15 protein-coding genes and 3 pseudogenes are annotated in these 19,054 nt (G+C 64.2%); 7 read left to right on the forward strand and 11 right to left on the reverse strand.

Features of this window, described 5'->3' with window-relative positions; genetic code table 11:
- Both SA496_RS22885 and cpaB read right to left on the reverse strand, forming a co-directional pair.
- Positions 1 to 1,248 (reverse strand): type II and III secretion system protein family protein, encoded by a 1,248-nt coding sequence (locus SA496_RS22885; protein ID WP_442965096.1) that lies wholly within the window; start codon positions 1,246 to 1,248, stop codon positions 1 to 3.
- A complete protein-coding gene (cpaB, locus tag SA496_RS22890; protein ID WP_330114518.1) occupies positions 1,245 to 2,177 on the reverse strand; it encodes a Flp pilus assembly protein CpaB in 933 nt (310 codons plus the stop codon). Before cpaB ends, SA496_RS22885 begins: the two co-directional genes overlap by 4 nt.
- Before the next feature lie 392 nt (positions 2,178 to 2,569).
- Here cpaB and SA496_RS22895 point away from each other — a divergent pair, with 392 nt between their 5' ends.
- Positions 2,570 to 2,746, forward strand: a complete 177-nt coding sequence (locus SA496_RS22895; RefSeq protein ID WP_120654339.1) for a Flp family type IVb pilin — start codon at positions 2,570 to 2,572, stop codon at positions 2,744 to 2,746.
- Positions 2,747 to 2,823: 77 nt separating this feature from the next.
- Positions 2,824 to 3,237, forward strand: coding sequence for a response regulator (locus tag SA496_RS22900; protein WP_120654338.1), 414 nt, complete (start codon positions 2,824 to 2,826; stop codon positions 3,235 to 3,237).
- A 51-nt stretch (positions 3,238 to 3,288) separates the two neighbouring features.
- Here SA496_RS22900 and SA496_RS22905 read toward each other — a convergent pair whose 3' ends face one another.
- Together SA496_RS22905 and SA496_RS22910 are read right to left on the reverse strand one after the other, a co-directional pair.
- Entirely contained in the window at positions 3,289 to 4,959 is a 1,671-nt protein-coding gene (locus tag SA496_RS22905) for a ShlB/FhaC/HecB family hemolysin secretion/activation protein (RefSeq protein WP_120654337.1), read from the reverse strand.
- A gap of 75 nt (positions 4,960 to 5,034) precedes the next feature.
- The gene (locus tag SA496_RS22910) at positions 5,035 to 7,071 is read right to left on the reverse strand and encodes a collagen-like triple helix repeat-containing protein (protein ID WP_330114519.1); all 2,037 of its coding nucleotides are present in this window, start codon (positions 7,069 to 7,071) and stop codon (positions 5,035 to 5,037) included.
- Positions 7,072 to 7,318: 247 nt separating this feature from the next.
- Here SA496_RS22910 and SA496_RS22915 point away from each other — a divergent pair, with 247 nt between their 5' ends.
- Together SA496_RS22915 and SA496_RS22920 are read left to right on the forward strand one after the other, a co-directional pair.
- Positions 7,319 to 7,765 (forward strand): DMT family transporter, encoded by a 447-nt coding sequence (locus SA496_RS22915; RefSeq protein ID WP_120654335.1) that lies wholly within the window; start codon positions 7,319 to 7,321, stop codon positions 7,763 to 7,765.
- 85 nt (positions 7,766 to 7,850) lie between these two features.
- Positions 7,851 to 8,981 carry a GGDEF domain-containing protein gene (locus SA496_RS22920; RefSeq protein ID WP_120654334.1) on the forward strand — a complete coding sequence of 377 codons (1,131 nt, stop codon included), beginning with the start codon at positions 7,851 to 7,853 and terminating at the stop codon, positions 8,979 to 8,981.
- Between the two features lie 213 nt (positions 8,982 to 9,194).
- On the opposite strand, the pseudogene SA496_RS22925 reads toward SA496_RS22920, so the two are convergent.
- Positions 9,195 to 9,529 (reverse strand): annotated as a pseudogene (locus SA496_RS22925) (transposase); the annotation flags it as partial.
- Positions 9,530 to 9,654: 125 nt separating this feature from the next.
- Positions 9,655 to 10,656, reverse strand: coding sequence for a zinc-dependent alcohol dehydrogenase family protein (locus SA496_RS22930; protein ID WP_330114520.1), 1,002 nt, complete (start codon positions 10,654 to 10,656; stop codon positions 9,655 to 9,657).
- Positions 10,657 to 10,763: 107 nt separating this feature from the next.
- Here SA496_RS22930 and SA496_RS22935 point away from each other — a divergent pair, with 107 nt between their 5' ends.
- Positions 10,764 to 11,642 (forward strand): LysR family transcriptional regulator, encoded by an 879-nt coding sequence (locus SA496_RS22935; protein WP_330115662.1) that lies wholly within the window; start codon positions 10,764 to 10,766, stop codon positions 11,640 to 11,642.
- A 63-nt stretch (positions 11,643 to 11,705) separates the two neighbouring features.
- On the opposite strand, the gene SA496_RS22940 is transcribed toward SA496_RS22935, so the two are convergent.
- On the reverse strand, positions 11,706 to 12,530 hold the full coding sequence (locus SA496_RS22940) for an AraC family transcriptional regulator (RefSeq protein WP_330114521.1): 825 nt from the start codon (positions 12,528 to 12,530) through the stop codon (positions 11,706 to 11,708).
- 128 nt (positions 12,531 to 12,658) lie between these two features.
- Between SA496_RS22940 and SA496_RS22945 the strand changes: the two genes are divergently transcribed.
- Entirely contained in the window at positions 12,659 to 13,177 is a 519-nt protein-coding gene (locus tag SA496_RS22945; protein ID WP_330114522.1) for a carboxymuconolactone decarboxylase family protein, read from the forward strand.
- Between the two features lie 13 nt (positions 13,178 to 13,190).
- Positions 13,191 to 13,445 carry a glutaredoxin 3 gene (gene grxC / locus SA496_RS22950; RefSeq protein ID WP_330114523.1) on the forward strand — a complete coding sequence of 85 codons (255 nt, stop codon included), beginning with the start codon at positions 13,191 to 13,193 and terminating at the stop codon, positions 13,443 to 13,445.
- A 417-nt stretch (positions 13,446 to 13,862) separates the two neighbouring features.
- Here the strand turns inward: grxC and SA496_RS22955 are convergent.
- The 4 genes and pseudogenes from SA496_RS22955 to pbpC all read right to left on the reverse strand — a co-directional run.
- A pseudogene (locus SA496_RS22955) lies at positions 13,863 to 14,197 on the reverse strand (transposase); the annotation flags it as partial.
- A gap of 241 nt (positions 14,198 to 14,438) precedes the next feature.
- The gene (locus SA496_RS29350; protein WP_372240563.1) at positions 14,439 to 15,176 is read right to left on the reverse strand and encodes a methyl-accepting chemotaxis protein; all 738 of its coding nucleotides are present in this window, start codon (positions 15,174 to 15,176) and stop codon (positions 14,439 to 14,441) included.
- 126 nt (positions 15,177 to 15,302) lie between these two features.
- A pseudogene (locus SA496_RS29355) lies at positions 15,303 to 16,370 on the reverse strand (HAMP domain-containing protein); the annotation flags it as partial.
- A gap of 130 nt (positions 16,371 to 16,500) precedes the next feature.
- A complete protein-coding gene (pbpC, locus tag SA496_RS22965) occupies positions 16,501 to 18,843 on the reverse strand; it encodes a peptidoglycan glycosyltransferase PbpC (protein WP_330114524.1) in 2,343 nt (780 codons plus the stop codon).
- Between the last annotated feature and the right edge of the window lie 211 nt (positions 18,844 to 19,054).

A 19,054-nucleotide genomic window follows, 5' to 3' on the forward strand; every position in this document is an offset into this window, starting at 1 on the left:
TTACTCCGACAACCCGGCACGGCGGTCGAAATCGCCACGCTCGTTGAGGTAGAAGTCGAAGAAACCCGGGTCGTAGCGACGCAAGCGCTCGCCCGGCAGCTCAGGCAGCTGTGCGTCCACCGCCAGCGGTTTCACCAGGCGCGGGGTGACGATCATCAGCAATTCGCGATCCTCACGGTCGATCCGCGAAGAGCGGAACAATGCGCCGATCACTGGCAGGTCGCCGAGGCCGGGAAACTTGTCGATGTTGGCAACGTTCTGGCTGCTGATCAGGCCGCTGATGACGAAGCTCTCACCGTCGGCCAGGGAAATGCTGGTGTCGGTGCGCCGCACCTTGAGTGCCGGCACCTGGGTACCGGCAATGCTGATACCGGAACTGAAGTCCAGCTCACTGACCTCCGGCGCCACCTTCAGGGAAATCCGCTGGCGCCCGACCACGGTAGGGGTGAGGGTTAGCCGCACGCCGAACTCTTTGTACTCGATGGTGATGTCGTCACCATCGCCGTTAGGCACGGGAACGGGAAACTCTCCACCGGCCAGGAAGCTCGCACTCTGCCCGCTCAACGCCACGAGACTCGGTTTGGCCAGCGTGTAGGCGAAGCCGCTGTTCTCCAGGGCATTGATGAAACCCAGCACCTTGCTGCTGCCGCCCCCCCAGATGATGTCGAAGCCACCAGTGGGGCTACCGAAAGTGCCGTCGAGAACGCCGCCCGGCGTGACGGTGATGTTGTTGAGACTGCCCGGCGCACCCAGCACGAAGAGGTTGGAGCCCTGGCGCACCAGCGAGGTACTGGCCTGTTTGAGCTTGCCCCGGCTGACCTCGACGAAGCGGATATCGGTCTGCACCTGGCTCGGCACGGCGTCCTCCGCCATGGGCTCGGCCAAGGATGCCTCCAATGCCTTGCTGGCCGCGCCGCCAACATAGAGCAGGCTGCGGCGCGGCTCACGGCTGCAGCCGGTCCAGACCATCAGGCTGGTGGCGCCGCCTTTCTTGCCCGTGATCAGAAAGGATTGCTTGTCGGCGAGTTGGACATCCGCCACAGCGGGGTCACCCACCGCAATGCGGGTAATGGCCAGCGGGTAGCTCATGAGCTCCTGGCGACCCTGCCCCACTTCCACCACGCCGGGGGCCTGGCCCAGCGCGTCGCAACCCGGCGCAGCCCACACGCCCAAGGGCGCACAGCCAAGCAGGGGAAAGATCATGGATACGATCCAACGCTTCATTTCAGGCGTTCCTTGCAGGGTCAGGGGATCTGGCGTGTCAGATCAGCACCGCGGTAAATGGCGACTCCCGGTCCTTTGCCGACGGAGACGACTTTCGGCGCGGGCGTTGGGGCGCGGCGGGGCGCCGGCGAGGCGGCCAGTTGTTCGAGGGGAATGAGGTGGCGGCTGGCACCGTCTAGGGGGGCGGCGCCAGGTTCACCAGCCTGGTAGCGCTCCAGCAGGCGTTCGTCGGCGCTGCGTACCGCCAGGCGCAGGGAGCCGGCCTGGCTGGCCAACATCAGCCGTGTCACCTGTTGCTCCGGGACCGCCAGCACAGCAGTCGCGGGGGACCGGCGCTGGGCTTTCTCTTCGTCTTTCGCAGGTTGGCTGGCGCGCCCTTCGGAATCCGGCCCCAGGTCCTCGCCGAAGCTCAGCAGGCGCAAGGCTGGCACCGCCACCTGGGCGCTTTGCTGACCACTGCCGCCTTCGCCGCGCAGGAACAGCAGCACGTCGACATAGTCCCCCGGGCGCAGGTGGCCACCGCCGCCCACGACTTCATCCACAGGCACCGCCACGGCGCGCTCGTCCGCGCGGATCATGCGGGCCAGCGGCCCACCGGCCTCGAAACTCGCCGGGCTGAGCCAACTGCCGGCCGGAACAGGTGTCCAGGGCCGGCGACCGATCACGTCTTCGACCTTGCTGAAGCTACCCGGCGGGGCGATGCGCAGTTGTTCGACGCGCAGGTCTTCGGCCGTGACAGCCGTAAACGGATCAAGAAGGCGGGCGGCGACCACGACAGGTGTACGCAGCTTGTCGGCGGGGTCGTTGGTCTGGTTGGAAGATTCGCCAGGAGCGGTCGGCGAAGCCATTTGAGCTGCCTGCGGCGCGCGGCTGAGCACTATCCCCCAATATCCGGCCAGCAAGGCGCCCAGCAACAGCACCGCGGCCAAAGCCATGGTCATCCGGCTATTCATCTGGCACTCCCTCTGCCGTGAGAACTACAGGCCCCTGCGTATGGGGGCATCTTCACCAGGCGGTCTGCCAGCAACCGCCAATCCACTCTTCGTCTATTGCCCTGAAACTCTGTTTAGCAGAAGTTTTCACGACGCAAGGAAAATTATTTCGGGCTCCTGATAGTCATTTTCAGGCGCACTAAAATTGCGCATGCATATATACAAACTTCGTCTCTACAGATGACTCACCCCCCAATTCCGGGGGATATTTCACCCACTTCCGGGTGAACAGCCACAGTCGTCGAAACCTATACCTTTGGTATTAATGCTTTCTTACAGTTGCATCACCGAAAACTGTCGACAACGCTCAGCTTGCCTCAGGCAACAAACCACCTGGCAAGGAGCTTACAACCATGTCCCTGAAGTCTCTGCTCAAGAAGTTGGTGAAGTTCTCAAAGGAAGAAGAGGGTGCATCCGGACTTGAATATGCAATTGTCGCCGCCATGGTCGCCGCGGTAATCGTGACTTTCAGCGACACCATATCGACCTGGGTCAATACTACTTTCACAACCATCACCACAAATCTCTGATCGTTTAGTCAAAAAAACAAATAACTCAAAAAAACTTCAGAACCATCAAGGAATAAACGCAGGCAGGAGGCCCTCCCATGAGCCAGTCCCCAATGCTGCGACAGCAGTTGCTCCTGGTCGACGACGAAGAAGACATCCTGCAGGAACTGGCAGAGATGCTCGAAGGCGAAGGCTTCTACTGCCACACCGCCACTTCGGTCAGGAGCGCGATAGACCTTTTGCTGCTCCACCCCAACATTTCCCTGGTCGTCACCGATCTGCGCATGCCCGAGGAAAGTGGTATGCGACTGATCCAGCGACTACGTGCCCATACCAACAAGCAACACCTGCCAGTGATCGTGACCTCAGGCCATGCCGACATGGACGACGTGATCGATGTGCTGCGCCTGCATGTCATCGACTTCTTCCGCAAGCCCATCTACCTGGAACGTCTGGTGGAAGTCATCAAGGACCAGTTCCCTCAGCCCCAGTTGAAACTGGTCAGCAACTGATACAAGCGAATCGAAAGAAAAAGGCCGCCCGGGATGGCGGCCTTTTTGTTGCTACAACTGGTAGCTGAAACTCAGGGTCACACGCGGGCTGCGGTTGCGGCTGTCGAGGGCTTCGTCCGACATCGGCCTGGCTACCTCCAACGCGACGTTGTAGTAGTGCGCGTCCCCCATCCTCACACCCGTTGCCAGGGACGAGAGATGCGAGCGGGGCAGAGGCTGCTCGTTGAACCAGGCCTGCGCGGTATCGACCACCACGTAGGGCTGAAGCAGGCGAACCCAGCGGCCCTCGCGTCGATGGCTGTAGTTCAGCTCAACGGCCGCACCCCACCCCTTGTCGCCGGATGCCTGGTCGCTCGGGTAGCCACGACCGAAGTTCTGGCCACCGAACACCGCCTGCTCCGCATCCGGCAGGCTGTCTTCGCTCCAGTACAGCGCGGCGGACAGCACGCCTTGCCAGTTCTTGCCGAAACGTTCGCTCTGCACACCGGACAGGCGCAAGCGGGTGAACTCCAGATCGAACAGGTCACTGTCGGTGCGTGCGCCCAAAGCATCCATTCCTCGATAGAGACCGGCGCTGAGAATGCGCAGACGGCGATCATCGGAGCGGCTCCAGTCGCCCTCGAACGCGATGGCGCGCAGGTCGGTATCAGCATCGATGCCGAGGGGGAAGCCGACCACCTCGTAGCGTACCCGGTCGTTCACGCCATAGAGGCGCGCGCCGAGGCTCAGCCATTCCTTCTGTGCGGCGATGACCGGATGGCTTACGCCAATCGAGAGACGGTCGTTGTTCAGGTGACGCTCCAGCTCCAGACCGTTGGCCAGGCGCAGGTTGTCTTCGGGCTGGCTGCGGTAATGCGAGCCATAGAGGTTCAGGCGCGTGCCATCGCTACCCAGGTACTGGCTGTAGTCGAGCCGGTAGTAGCGCTCGTCGTCTTTACCGGGCGGTGCCAGCACGCTGAAGCTGACCTGCTCGGCCATGGCGGTCTGGGCGTTGCTGGAGAGCCCCAGCACCGCCTGCGCACTACCACGATTGTCTTCGCTGAAATTGAGGCTGCTGGTCCAGGGTTTGCGCGATGCCTGTATCTGCAGGCGGCTGGCGCCATCGGTAGTGGCCGGCGGCGGCACCCGTGCGATCAGGGTGACGCCGGGAACGCGCGCCATCAGGCTGGTGTAACGCTCGAAGGTCTTGCGGGTCAGCGGTCGCTCGGCCTGCAACCTCGCGACGAGTTTGTCGACATGGGCGCGCACGGCGCCGATGTCGCCCTCGACCTGGTAGTCCTTTACATACCCCTCCACCAATACCACCCGCACCCTCCCCTGCTCGAAGCCTTGCACCGGGAGGAACGCGTAGGACAACAGGTAGCCATCGCCCTGGTAGCGCCGGGTCAGTCCACGGGTGGCTTCGATCAGTTCGCCCAGGCTCACCTCGCGACCCACAAAGGGCTGGTAGATCGCATTCAACTGGGCCGAGGGGTAGATACTGCCGCCCTCGATCCTCACCTCACGAACCCTCACGCGGGTACTCATCATCAGCGGCTGCGGTTTAGTCGCCTCCGGCAATTTGAGCGAAGGCGCCTTGGGCCGATAGGCATCGGTCGGCAGGTTGGGGGCGGGTAGCTGACGTTCGATTTCGTTGCTGTTGAGATAGACCGGACTCTGTTGTGCCTGGGCATGGTTGAGCACCACGCAGCCAAGTGCGAGCAGTACTGCTGAAGCACGCATGGGTCACTCCCTGAGCGCGTCGCCGGATAGGGCAGGAGAGCGCCGGGCTCCGCTCGGGAGCCCGGCGGAGGCGGGTCAGTTCCGCTGGCCACCCAGCAGGCCGGTGCCGAGACTGCCGCTCACGCTACCGGTGACGCTGCCTTGCAGCGTGGCGCCAAGGCCGCCGAGTGCGCCGCCCGGCGCGCTGCTACCACCCTGGAGCAGGTCACCGACCTGTTCGACGACCTGGCCGGCACCATCGACCGTTTGCCCAACCTGACCGACTACCGGGTTGCTGCTGGAGGTGTCGACTTGCTGGCCAAGGCCGGCTACGGCGCCCCCTACCTGCTGCACCAGATTGCCGGCAGGGTCGCCCAGTCCGGTGCTCGCACCCAGTTGCTGCGTAGTGCCATCAACGCCCTGAACCACTGGCGTCAGTGCGGCGCCGACATTGCTGGTGACCGCAGCCACCGGTACGCCGACAGGGCTATTGGTGATGCCGTCACCGCCCACGAGGGTGCCGAGGGATGCCACCGTCTGCCCGGTTTCCAACACGGCGCCGCCCGCTGCGCTGACCAGGCCGTTGTTGCTGCCGGCGTCCAGGCCGCCGCCAGCCCCGGCTATCACGCCACCAGCGGTTTCCAGCAGGTTGTCCACGGGGGTGGCGATGCCGGTCTGCTGGCCGAGCTGGCTGGTGGCATCAGTCACATTACTGACCACGGCATCCAGGCTCGCCTGCGGCGTGTTGCTGCCTTCCTGCTGGTCGAGCAAGCCGCCACTGGTGGACAGGGCATCGCCGGTCTTACCCAGGGTGTCGCCGACAGCTTGCCCCACGGGGTTATCGACGCCATCGGCAACTGTGTCACCTACCGTGCCGAGGGTGTCCCCGACCTTGTCCAGCAGGCCGCCCACCGGCTCGTTAAGCCCGGTCGCGGTACCGAGTTTGCCGGTGACGCCTTCCGCCAGGCTGACCACGGGCACCAGCTTGTCGCCGACGGCACCGGTGACCTCACCCAGCGGGCCGGAAGTCGCGGCGGTGTCCAGTGTGTTGCCGAGCATGGAGACCTTTTCGCCAACGCCATCCACCAACGTGCCCACCTTGTCGGTCACGCCACCGACGGCGTCGCCTAGTACCGGCAGATGCTGCACGGCGGATGAGTCGGAGAAGGCCTTCACACCATCGCCCAGAGCCGAAACGCCTTCGCCCAGATCGTTCACCGCTTCACCCACCGAAGCAACGGTGGTGCCCAGCGCATTGCCGTCAGAACCCAACTGACCAACGCCATTCTTGATGCCATCGCCCAGGCTATCAGTGGCCTGGCCAACGGAAGACAACAGATCACCCGCGCCCCCCGTGAGGTCCTCGTTACCGGCGAGCGGGATGTTGCCGACTACCTGGCCCAGTTGCTCGGCCGCGTTGCCAGCACCCGAGACGATGCCCCCGGCGTCCTGCAGCACTTCGGCAGTCACCAGGCTGGGAACAGTGGTTCCGCCGCCACTACCGCCACCCGAGCCGCCTCCAGTTCCGCCACCTGAGCCTCCGCCGGTACCGCCATCCACCACGCCACCGCCCGTGCCGCCACCGGTACCGCCTCCAGTACCACCACCGGTGCCGCCGCCTGTGCCGCCATCCACCACGCCACCGCCCGTACCGCCACCGGTTCCGCCTCCAGTTCCACCACCGGTACCGCCGCCTGTGCCGCCATCCACCACGCCACCGCCCGTGCCGCCACCGGTACCGCCTCCAGTACCACCACCGGTGCCGCCGCCTGTACCGCCATCCACCACGCCACCGCCCGTGCCGCCACCGGTACCGCCTCCAGTACCACCACCGGTGCCGCCGCCTGTGCCGCCATCCACCACGCCACCGCCCGTACCGCCACCGGTTCCGCCACCCACCACGCCGCCGCCACTCCCTCCTCCGACGCCACCATCCACCACTCCACCGCCAGCGCCGCCATCGACACCCGTTCCGCTATCAGTGCCAGTCGAAGCATCCGCTGGCGTATCGCTGCTCGCGCTGTCCACGAAGCTCTTCGAGCCACCGCCGCCGCTGCTGCACCCGGTAAGGGAAAACACCATTGCCAGGGTCAGGGCAGTGCCCAGATTGATCCAACTCGTCTTGTTGTCCATTTGCTTCCCTACCTCGTCATGCCTATTCGCAGGGGCCCCTCAGCCCCGTACTCCTGGAGCCATGACAGTTCACGAAGCAGCCATCGACAATCTTCGACTTGGTATTAACAGTTTGTATAAGGCGCCCTGCAACCCACGAGCGGCGTGGGCTGCAGCGAAAAGACAGCCCCTCGTCCGGCGATCAAAGCGCTATCCGTGAACGACGTCGGGCATACTATGCCCCCCTCGAATTCCCCCGGAGATCGCCATGCCCAAGGCCTGGTGGCTACTCGCCCTGCCCTTCGTCGCCGGTGCCTTCCTGCCCCTGCAGGCCGGCATCAATGGCCAACTGGCCAAGCAGATTTCCAGCGTCATGAGCGCTGCCCTGGTGTCCTTCGTGGTCGGCACCCTGGCCTTGCTCACCGTGGTGCTGATACAGCGCGAGCTGCCGACCCTCGATGCGCTCAAGGGGGTGAGCTGGTGGCAGTGGAGCGGTGGCCTGCTGGGCGCCGTATTCATCGCCACCGCTGCATTCGCAGGTCCGCGAATTGGCGCGCTGCTGTTCATGACGCTGGTGCTGGCTGGCCAACTGAGCATGGCGCTGACGCTGGATCACTTCGGCTGGGCCGGCTTCCGCGAGGCCCCCATCAGCATCGGCAAACTGGCCGGCCTGGCGCTGATCGTCGGAGGCGTCTGGCTCATTCGTCGGGGATAAACGGCAGCGATATCAATCTGATGTCAATGCTGAGAGAGAACGGCTAAGCTCAGCCGACCTCTGCTGTATCTGTGATCACAAAAAGATGACCGATGCCGATCTACCCCATTCCCCAGAGCGGTTCAGCCTCTGGCGCGAAGTGCAGGACACCCGCACACGCACAAGACTCGGCGGCGTCTATTACCTCCTGGCCTGGCTGCTCTGCTGGCTGTTCAGCGCAGCCCCCATGGGACACCTGGCCGTGGGGCTGCTCGGTAGCGGATTCTTCGCCCTGATGCTGGCAGCGCGCCTGCTGCACCATCCACCGGCAGAAGGAAGCGAAGCCGAACTGCAGCACTGGCTGGACCGGCATTGGGGCGTGATCCTGGTGTCGTCCATCGGCTGGGGCCTGGCCCACGCCTGGGTACTGCTGGCGCCCGACTTCCACTCTTCCAGCCTTATCGGCACCCTGGCGACCATCGCCTTCAGTACCGCGATGGCCTTCAACTTCGCCATGCGCCGAAGTCGCGCAATCATCGCCATCCTGCTGTTGTACCTGCCGGGCCTGGTCGTTCTGGGTGTTTCCGCGGACGGTTCGCGTGCCGAGCTGGTCACCCTCACCTTCTACCTCAGCTACCTGCTGCTGGCGCTGAATCGCAGCCACCGCGAGTACGGCACCATGCTCGCCCTGGAGCTGCAGTTGCTGGAGCAGCGCCAGCGCCTGGACACCTTGAGCCGCACCGATGGCCTGACCCAACTGGGCAACCGCTACCAGTTCAACAACCTGTTCCCGGCCATGTGTGCCGCCGCCCAGCGCCACGGGAGCGAGCTGTCGTTGCTGCTGATGGACATCGACTTCTTCAAGCGGATCAACGACGAGCACGGCCATAGCATGGGCGATGCCTGTCTGCAGGCGTTCGGCGAGCGCATGCGCGAATTCTTCCGCCGCGACAGCGACGCACTGCTGCGCCTGGGGGGCGAGGAGTTCGGCGTATTGATGCCCGATACCAGCATGGAACAGGCCCGCCACCTGGCCGAACAGTTCCGCGAGGACCTGGCCAATCGGGGCTTCCAGCTTGGCGACCAGCATTTGCCGGTAACCACGAGTCTGGGTCTCGGTTGCCTCGACGAGCGCGACGCTGGCAGCGCCGAAGCCTTCTTCAAGCGCGTGGACGATGCGCTTTACCGCGCGAAGGCGCTGGGGCGGGACAGGTTGGAGATGGCCCAGGCCGTGTAAAAACACAGCGGGTGATGGATAGCTGGATGCTGGATGGTTTTAGCAGCGCCCAGAGGCCCTTTGGGCGCCTGGCGTGTCGATCCGGGTCATTCACTGATTCGGGCACGTGCGGCTTCCGCGATGCTGTGCGACGCGTTCAGCTGGCCGCCAATGGGGTTTCAGGCCTTCACCGCTGCCAAAGCGACCCGCTGCGGCCGCGGCCGAGGTCTTGGCCTTGCGGAAGTTGGCGATAGTCTTGAAGTCCGGCATCAGGCGTCCGGTCAGCCACATCAGCTCAACGTTGCGCTGTGCCTCGCGTTCGAGGCGGCGACTGGACTGGATGCGATTAAGGTAGCCGAGATGTAGATCTTCAACAGAACAGCAGGATGGTAAGCAGGCCGACCGGTTTCCGCGGGGACGATACCTTCGAAACCCAGTCGGCCAAGGTCGAGTTCATCGTCGAACACATCGCCGACCCGCACCGGGTTGGTGTACGCCACGTAATCATCCAGGCTCTCGGGCAACAGCGTGCTTTGGCCTCGACACTCGCCCGGGATGAAACGCTTCATGGACTGCCCCCGCTACGAAACCCGCCGGCAGCATAGCAAGGGCGCGAGCCATGTTTTTACACGGCCTGGGCCGAAAGTTGACCCTTCTAGCCTTTTGTACGGATTGAGCCTTAGAACACCAAGGACTATTCACTCACCAACTGGATTACCGTCTTGCCCTTGCCGCGACCTTCAGCGACCTGGCGAAACGCTTCGTTGACCTCTGCCAGTGCAAAGTGCTGCTGATCTACTCGAATGGACAACTGCTCAGCATTGGCCAGCAAAGCAGCCTCGCGCAGGATGGTCCCGTGGTGTTCGCGCCCCTTGCCGGTGAGCAACGGCGTCAGGGTGAACACGCCCGAGTAGGTGGCACTTTTAAACGATAGCGGCGCAAGGCTGTGCTGGCCCCAGCCGAGGCAACTCAATACGTGTCCGGTATAAGGCTTCACAGCCTTGAATGACGCATCCAGCGTGCTGCCGCCTACGGTGTCATAGACGATGTCGAAACCTTCCCCCGCCGTGTATTGCTCAACGTAGGCCTCCACGCTCTCCGCCTGGTAGTCGATGGCCGTGGCCCCCAGCGAGCGAATGAAGTCGAGACTCGCCGCCGAACCGGTGGCGTAGACTTCGGCACCGCGCGCCTTGGCCAGTTGCACCGCGACTTGGCCGACCCCACCTGCGCCGCCATGAATCAGCACACGCTGGCCGGCACGGACGTTGGCGCGATCCACCAAGCCTTCCCAGGCGGTGATGAATACCAGCGGCAGGGCGGCCGCCTCACGCATGCCAAGTGCGTGCGGCTTCGCCGCGATCAGCCGGGCATCCACGGCGATGTACTCGGCCATGGTGCCCTGGGCGCCGCCAATACCACCGGCCATGCCGAAAACTTCCTGGCCAGGCGTGAAGCCCTCGACCGCCTCGCCCAGCTCGACGACCGTGCCGGCGAGATCCAGACCGAGCACCGCCGGCAGCGCCTGGCGGGCGTGCGCTCCTGCGCCGGTGGCGATCTTGGTATCGAGGGGGTTGACCCCCGCGGCGTGAACCCTGACCAGCACCTGCCCCTTGGCGGGAGCGGGGCGAGCGATGTGACGCACGGTCAGTGGGGCCTGGGCGGACTCGGCGATAGCGGCAAGCATGGTCTGATTCATGACGGGAACCTCTGATTGAGTGGACGCTTACAGGTTGCTCCACCTTCACCATTCCGATAAGAAACTAAATTTGCATATTACTTATTCCCCAAAGAGACCTAATGGCGATGGATCTGTTCGACAGCATGCGCATCTTCGTACGCGTCGTGGAGCGTGGTTCGTTCTCGGCGGTCGCGCGCGAACTGAACATGGGACAACCCGCGGTGAGCAAGCAGATCCGCGCCCTGGAGCAATACCTGGGCGGCCCGGTATTCGCCCGCAGTACCCGGCACCTGGCCCTGACCGACCAAGGGCAGGGTTTCTACAGGCACTGCCAGGACATCCTCGGCCAGCTCGACACCGCCACCCGCAGCTTCGCCAGCGGCCAGGAGCAGATCGCCGGCCCCCTGCGCATCGCCGCACCGGTCAGCTACGGGAGGCTATGCATAGCCCCGCTAATCGCGAGTTTTCTGCAGCGCCATCCCGAGGTGCGAATCGACCTGCGCTTGAGCGATCACAACGAAGACCTGCTCAAGGAAAACATCGACCTGGCCATCCGCATCGGCGTGGTGAAGAACGAGGGTCTGGTGGCCGTGTCCCTCGGCACCAGCACCCGGCGGGTCTATGCCGCGACGGCCTATCTGGACCGCAGCGGCCTGCCACGCGAGCCCGCAGAACTGGCAGACCACAACTGCATCGCTTTCACCTTGCTGGAGCATTACGACCGCTGGCACTTCACTTGCGGTGCACGAGCGCTTGATGTCGCTATCAAGGGCAATGTCACCAGCAACAGCAGCGAGGCCATCCGCGAAATGGTCCTCGGCGGCCTGGGCATTTCCCTCTCTCCACAATGGCTGTTCGCCGCGGACGTCGAACAGGGCCGCGTGCGCAGCGTGCTCGACGATTACCAGACCACCGCGCTGCCGGTCAGCGCTGTGTTCAGTCGCGAGCGACGACGCTCGGCACGGACGATGGCGTTCATCGATTTTCTCCGGGAGCAGTTGTAAGCCACCCCGATGGAGCATGGCCCCGCGCTCATTGCCGTAACGGGCAGAGCAGTCGTCCAGACGTCATGCCCAATTCTGCTGCAGCCATTCCCTGGGGCTTACGCCCACCTTGCGGCGAAAGGTGCGGGCCAGTGCAGACGGACTCTCGTAGCCGACCTCATCGGCGATTAGGGCAACGGGGCGGCCCTCGCGCAGGCGCTTCTGCGTCAGACTGATTCGCCAGTTCGCCAGGTAATCCGCAGGGGTGGCACCGACGGTCTCGCGAAAGTGCGCAGCAAAGCTCGCGCGCGACATGCCCGCACGATCCGCCAACTCCGCCACGGACCAGTTGTGCTGTGGCTCGTTGTGGATGCCCACCAGCGCGCGGGAGAGTTGGGTGTTGGCCAACCCGGCCATCATCCTCGAGGCAATGCTGCGGCTGGCGAGGAGGTGGCGAAGCAGCTGGATCACCATCAGCTCGAACAGGCGATTGAGGATGACATCCCGTCCACACTCGTCGCCGAAGGCTTCTTCGAACAACCAGTCGAGGGTGCCATCGAGGCCCTGCAGTTCGCGCAGCGGCTTGACGATGAAGTCCGGCAACGCCAGCGTCAGCGGATTATTGGCTCCGCCATCGAACTGCAGGGTGGCGCACACCAACTCCGCTTCATCGGCTTCGCTCGCCAGCAGCTGATGCTCCTTCGGGCGTACCGCCAGGATCAGGCTGGGCTCCGTCAGTTCGGTGAGCTGGCCGCGCGTGTCCCTGAAGGCCAGGCGTCCCGAACGCAGCAGATGGGCGTGACCGACGCTGTGCTGTCCATACAGACGGGTGGCGCCGCAGAAGCCACCCTGGTGGAACGTGGACGCATGCAGGTTGAAGTGTTTGAGCAGTGTCGATAGTCGGTCCATTGCGCACCAGATTTAGACGATCTGTTGCATAAGTTCGACAATCTGAATCCGAAAGGAAAGTCCGCCTCCCTAGTATCGGCTCCAAGCTTGATCGACAAGCCGGTTAATCAGCCTACTGGAGAACTACCATGACCCGAATCGCCGCTCTCTCGCTGGACCAAGCCCCTGCTGCCTCGCGCGCTGCCCTCGAAGGCATTCAAAAAGGTCTCGGCTTCATTCCCAACGCGTTCAAGACCCTGGCTCACTCCCCGGCCGCACTCAATGGTTACCTGGGCCTCGCCCAGGCCCTGGGTAAAAGTTCGCTGAGCGCCGCCGAGCGTGAAGTTGTTGCCCTGGCCACCTCGGAAATCAACGGTTGCGACTACTGCCTGGCCGCACACTCCTTCTTTGGCGCCAAGGCGGGCTTGAGCGATGAAGCCATTAGCCAAGCCCGTAGCGGCACCCTCAGCGCGATCGCAACGCTGGCGCAACAGATCACCGCAAGCCGCGGCCAATTGGGTGACGACCAGATCGCTGCAGCGCGCGAGGCCGGTCTTACCGATAGCAAGATCGTCGAGGTGGTGGCGCAGGTCACGCTGTTAACCCTGACCAACTACCTGAACAACGTCGCAACTACCGAAATCGACTTCCCGCCGTCGGCAAGCTAGGAGGGTAACTGCCATGAGCCAAGTGACTATCTACACCACCCAGCATTGCCCTTACTGCGTGAGTGCCAAGCGACTGCTATCGAGCAAGGGGGTCACTCCCCTCGAGATTAATATTGAGGAGTCGCCGCAGTATCTAGCAGAAATGCTGCAGCGATCCCAGCGTAGAACCGTCCCGCAGATCTTCGTGGGTGAGGTGCATGTCGGCGGTTTCGATGACCTGGCAAGCCTCGATCACAAGGGCGGGCTTGATGCACTGCTTCACGCCTGATGTACAAGAGTGCTCCGGAACGAGATCCATCCGGAGCACCAATTGTTTCCACTCAATGCCCATGTTGGCTGCAGTGCATGACCAACCCTGAATTCAAATGCGCGAAGCGCCGTGTTTGACCACGAGTGACCCTGCCCCGTCTGACGACTATCGCGCTAAGAGAGATATCCTCCCCGGTGTCCACTTTTGGCCCAGGCCGTGTAAAAACGCAGCGGGTGATGGATAGCTGGATGCTGGATGGTTTTAGCAGCGCCCAGAGGCCCTTTGGGCGCCTGGCGTGTCGATCCGGGTCATTCACTGATTCGGGCACGTGCGGCTTCCGCGATGCTGTGCGACGCGTTCAGCTGGCCGCCAATGGGGTTTCAGGCCTTCACCGCTGCCAAAGCGACCCGCTGCGGCCGCGGCCGAGGTCTTGGCCTTTCGGAAGTTGGCGATAGTCTTGAAGTCCGGCATCAGGCGTCCGGTCAGCCACATCAGCTCAACGTTGCGCTGTGCCTCGCGTTCGGGGCGGCGACTGGACTGGATGCGATTAAGGTAGCCGAGATGTAGATCTTCAACAGAACAGCAGGATGGTAAGCAGGCCGACCGGTTTCCGCGGGGACGATACCTTCGAAACCCAGTCGGCCAAGGTCGAGTTCATCGTCGAACACATCGCCGACCCGCACCGGGTTGGTGTACGCCACGTAATCATTCAGGCTCTCGGGCAACAGCGTGCTTTGGCCTCGACACTCGCCGGGGATGAAACGCTTCATGGACTGCCCCCGCTACGAAACCCGCCGGCAGCATAGCAAGGGCACGAGCCACGTTTTTACACGGTCTGGGCCGAAAGTTGACCTTGTGGGAGCGTTATTCCCTGTAGGGTGCGCCGTGCGCACCGATTGATTACCGAGGATGAGCTCGGACTCGGTGCGCATGGCGCACCCTGCACGTTAAGCAGAGGCACCTTGTGAGGGCGATTTCAATCGCCGGGCAGGACGCAGTCCTGCCTCGTCATCACAACCTGAACTTGCCCACCTGTTGCGCCAGGTCGCCAGCCAGGCGACTGAGGGTCTGGCATTCCTCCCGGCAACCGCGCACTTCGCTGGCCGTAGCGTGGGCCAGGTCGGCGATGCCCTGCACGTTACGGTTGATCTCCTCGGTCACCGACGACTGCTCTTCAGTCGCCGCCGCCACCTGGTGGTTCATGTCACTGATGCGTTCCACCTGATCGGTAATGGCGCCCAGGGAGGTGCCGGTGCGCTGGCTGGCTTCGACACCGGTGCCGGTGGCAGCCTGGCCGGCGTGCATGGAGTGCACCGCGGTTTCGGCGCCGTGCTTGAGGCGCTGGATCATCTGCTGGATTTCATCGGTGGAAGCCTGGGTGCGGCTGGCCAGGGTCCGCACCTCATCCGCCACCACGGCGAAGCCTCGCCCCATCTCGCCGGCGCGCGCAGCCTCGATGGCGGCGTTCAACGCCAGCAGGTTGGTCTGTTCGGAAATGCCACGGATCACTGCCAGCACCTGGTCGATGGAAGCGACCTGGCTGGCGAGCTCGCTCACCGCAGAAGCGGCGACGCCGATCTCGTTGGACATCTTCTCGATATGCCCGACCGACTCGCCGACCACCTGGCGCGCCTGCAACGACTCGTCGCGAGCCTGCTGCGAAGCTTGCGCGGCAGTGCCGGCATTGCGGGCGATCTCCTGCACGGTGAGCCCCATCTCGTGCACCGCGGTGGCCACCATGTCGGTCATTTCCTGTTGCTGGCTGGAGCGGCTGGCCGTGTTGTCCACCACTTGCGCCACCTGGCCGACCACCTTGTGCAGGCGCTGGCTGGTATCCAGCACTTCGCCGATCAGGCTGCGCTGGCTTTCCAGGAAGCGGTTGAAGCCACGGGCGAGATCGCCCAGCTCATCGGCACGGGACTCGTCCAGGCGACGGGTGAGATCGCCACCGCCACCGCCGATCTCAACCAGTGCCGCAGTGACCTGGCGAATAGGTCGCACCAACCCGCGCGCCAGCACCACTACCAGCAACAGGCAGAGGGCAAGCACACCGAAGCCGGCGAAGCTGCTGGTCCACATGGCCTTGCGCGCCTCGGCGTAGATTTCCGCTTCGGGCACTTCGCTCACCAACTGCCAGCCAAGGCTTTCCAAGGGGCGGGCCAGTGCCAGGTAATCCTCGCCATCGCGGGTGAAGTGAATTGCCCTGCCCCCGGCGGCCAACAGCTGGGCAGCCGAATCGGCACCGAAGACGTCGGCCAGGCGGGCACTGCCGTTCAGGGCGGCGTCAGGATGCACCTTGATGTTGCCTTCGCTGTCCATCAGGAAGACACGCCCTCGCTCGCCGAAGCGGAAGTCGCGGATCATCTCGGACATGGACTGCAGGCTGTAGCCCAGGCCGGAAACACCGAGCGTCTTGCCGTTGCGGCTGATGCGCTGGTTGATGAACAGGGTCGGCAGGCGGGTGCCCTTGTCGATGTCGATTTCCAGCACCCGGTTCCGGTCGCTGTCCACCAGCTTGTAGAACCACTGGTTCTCCGGCTGGCTGCGGTCGATGGTGCGTGCCAGCCCCTGCCCCGTGTAGTAGTGGCCGCTTTCCAGCACGGCGATGGAGGTGGTAGTGGCGTTCTGTTGGGCGCGCACACCTTCCAGGTAGCGGGTGAATGCTTCGGCGCGGGCCGCCTCTTCGCCTTCGGCCAGCCAGTCCTGCACCAGCGCGTTCTCCGCGATGCCGGCGTTGGCGGTAATCGGGGCCGCAAGGGTGCGCTCCAGGGAGTTGCCGATCGCCTGGACGCGGGCGGGCAAGGCTTCATCCAGCAGGTAACGTTCGGTCAGGCGGTTCATCAGCACCGAATAGATGCCAATGACGATGAGGATGCCGGCGAGCAGGGCCGCGCCCATGCTGAATATCAGCTGCCACTGAATACTGCGTTGCCAGAGGCGCATGGAGTTGTCTCCTTGGAGGTCTTGTTTGGGGCGAGACGAGGGCGGGAGATTGTATACAAATTGTTCGACAATAATCCCGTTCTTTGCCAACAAGACTTATCGGCGCGCCAGCGAAAACTTGAACGACTGGTCAGTCCGTGACGGCGAACTCCAGACGAGCGGTTTGTCCAGCTTCATCCAGCACGCTCAGCTGGTGCCGGCCGCTGCGCTGGAACTCCTGGTTGAAACCCTCCTCCGCCGCCGTGGCGGTGAGCGGCGCGCCGTCGAGGAACCACCAGCGTCTGCCACTGCCACCGAGGGTAGAGAGCGTGAGGCGCAAGGGTCCGGCACTGCCCGATGGACGGCGCAGCTGGTCACCATCACGCACCCCGACGATGGACAACGGGGCGGCAGGTGGCGGCAATTCTGGCGGGCAGGCCGGGTCCATGATCGGCAGGCGCGCTGCCCGACGTTCACGGCGCGGCAGCCAGGGTTCCAGGGGCGCCGGCCAGAGCACGAGCTCGCGGGCCTTGGCGCCGCTGCAACCGGCGGCTACCTGGCGACCCGCGGCGTCCACCCAGAGGGGCTGGCGCAGCCCCAGGCCGAGCGGCTGATCGGCCGCCAGCAGCGTTGGAGGGGTGGTACCTTCCAGGGTCCAGGCAAAGCGCTGGCGACGGCAGTTCAGATCCCCCTTGGCCATGGGCTGCCCCAGGGGCCAGCAAATGGCGGCCACGCCGACTTCAGACGGCTGCGGGTCCTCCGGTTGGGCAATGCCGCGCTGGGTGTCGCGATTCACCAGCAGGTCGTGCACCTGCAATAGCAGCGGTGCGGCTGACGCCAGGCCGAACTGGCCGGGAACCGGTGTGCCGTCGGGGCGGCCGATCCAGATGCCGATCAGGTAGCGCGGGCCGACGCCAATCGCCCAGGCATCTCGAAAGCCGTAGCTGGTGCCGGTCTTCCAGGCCAGCACCGGCCGCTGGGTCAGCCGCGCACGTGGGTCACGGTCCGGCCGCGCCTGGCCAGCCAGGATACGGCGGATTATCCAGGCGGCACCGGGAGACAGCAGGCGCCGCTCCTGCAGCGCATCCTGGGGTTGCAACCGCAGGGGGGCGACGCGGCCCTGTCGGGCGAAGGCGCTGTAACCGCTGACCAATTCCTCCAGCTTGCTGCCAGCACCACCGAGGATCATTGCGAGGTTGGGCTCGCTGGCTGCCGGTAGCGCCAGAGGCACGCCGACATTGCGCAACTCACCGGCAAAACGCTTCGGGCCAAATGCTTCCAGCAACTGCACCGCAGGCAGATTGAGCGACATGCCCAGTGCTTCGCTGGCGGACACCGGGCCGATGAAGCCTGCAGCGAAATTGCCGGGGCGGTAGTCGCCGTAGCGTCGGGGCACATCCTGCAGCAGGGATTCGGAATGAATCAGCCCGGCGTCCAGGGCCATGCCATAGAGGAACGGTTTGAGGGTGGATCCGGGGGAGCGCACCGACTGAACCATGTCCACATGGCCGTAGCGGCGCTCGTCGGCGATATCGACCGAGCCCAGGTAGGCCCGCACAGCCATGCTCTGGTGCTCCACCACCAGGATGGCCGCCGAGGTGCGCTCTGGAAGTCGCGCTCGCCAACCCAGCAACAGGTCTTCCAGCCGTCGCTGCAGGGCGGCATCGAGCGTGGTGCGGATCAGGGGCGGACTACCGGCCGTGTTCAGCCTTCTTGCCAGCAACGGCGCCAGACTGGGCTCCTGCCGTGGCGCCAGCAGCACCGGTTCTTCCATGGCTTCCTGCACCGCACCTTCCGGCCACACCTGGAACAGCGCGAGGCGCCGCAGCACCTTGTCACGCGCGACCTGGGCGCGCTCGGGATGGCGGTCGGGCCGCAGCCGGCTCGGTGCCTGGGGCAGCACAGCCAATAGCGCCGCCTCGGCCCGCGTCAGCTGCGACGGAGGTTTGCCGAGGTAGGCCCAACTGGCCGCCGCCACACCTTGCAAGGTTCCGCCGAAGGGGGCGCGGTTGAGGTAGAGCGCGAGGATTTCGTCCTTGGACAGATGCCACTCCAGCTGCGCAGTGCGCCAGAGCTGACGCAGTTTGCCGGCGAAGGTCCGGGAGTGCGGATCGAGCAGCCGCGCCACCTGCATCGACAGGGTGCTGCCACCCGACAGCACGCGCCCGCCGGTGAGGTTGAGCCAGGCGGCACGGACCAGGGCCAGCGGGTTCACCCCAGGGTGCTGGTAGAACCAGCGGTCCTCGTAGGTGAGCAGGGCCTCCAGATAGTAGGGCGAAACTTCCCCCTGGCCCACCGGGTAGCGCCACACACCGTCTGCATCGGCGAAGCGCCATAGCGGCGTGCCGTCCTCAGCCAGCACCACACGCGCCAGGTCGTCCCCGGGCAGGGGCAACGGGAACAGGCGGTCGGCGGACCAGAGCAACGCCAACATCAGCAGCGCTATCAGTAACAAGGGCCGGCGCAAGAGTTGCCGGAGTCGGCCTGACCTCATCCACGCCATCCTGGCGGATTCCGGGTCAACCTGAAGGTACCGGGCCATGTCGTCTCCAGGGCAAGTCCGCAGCAGGGAGCAGATGGTCGTCCCATCCGGCCTTCACCACAAGCCACCCCGTTCCGCGAGCTGAGTGTCATCACATCGCCAGTCAAATTTCCGACTCTATCTTGCCGTTCGTCGTGATTTTGACCGCCAGTACTCTTCACCC

Source organism: Pseudomonas sp. JS3066, from assembly GCF_036328175.1.
In the GTDB taxonomy this organism is placed as follows: Bacteria; Pseudomonadota; Gammaproteobacteria; order Pseudomonadales; family Pseudomonadaceae; genus Metapseudomonas.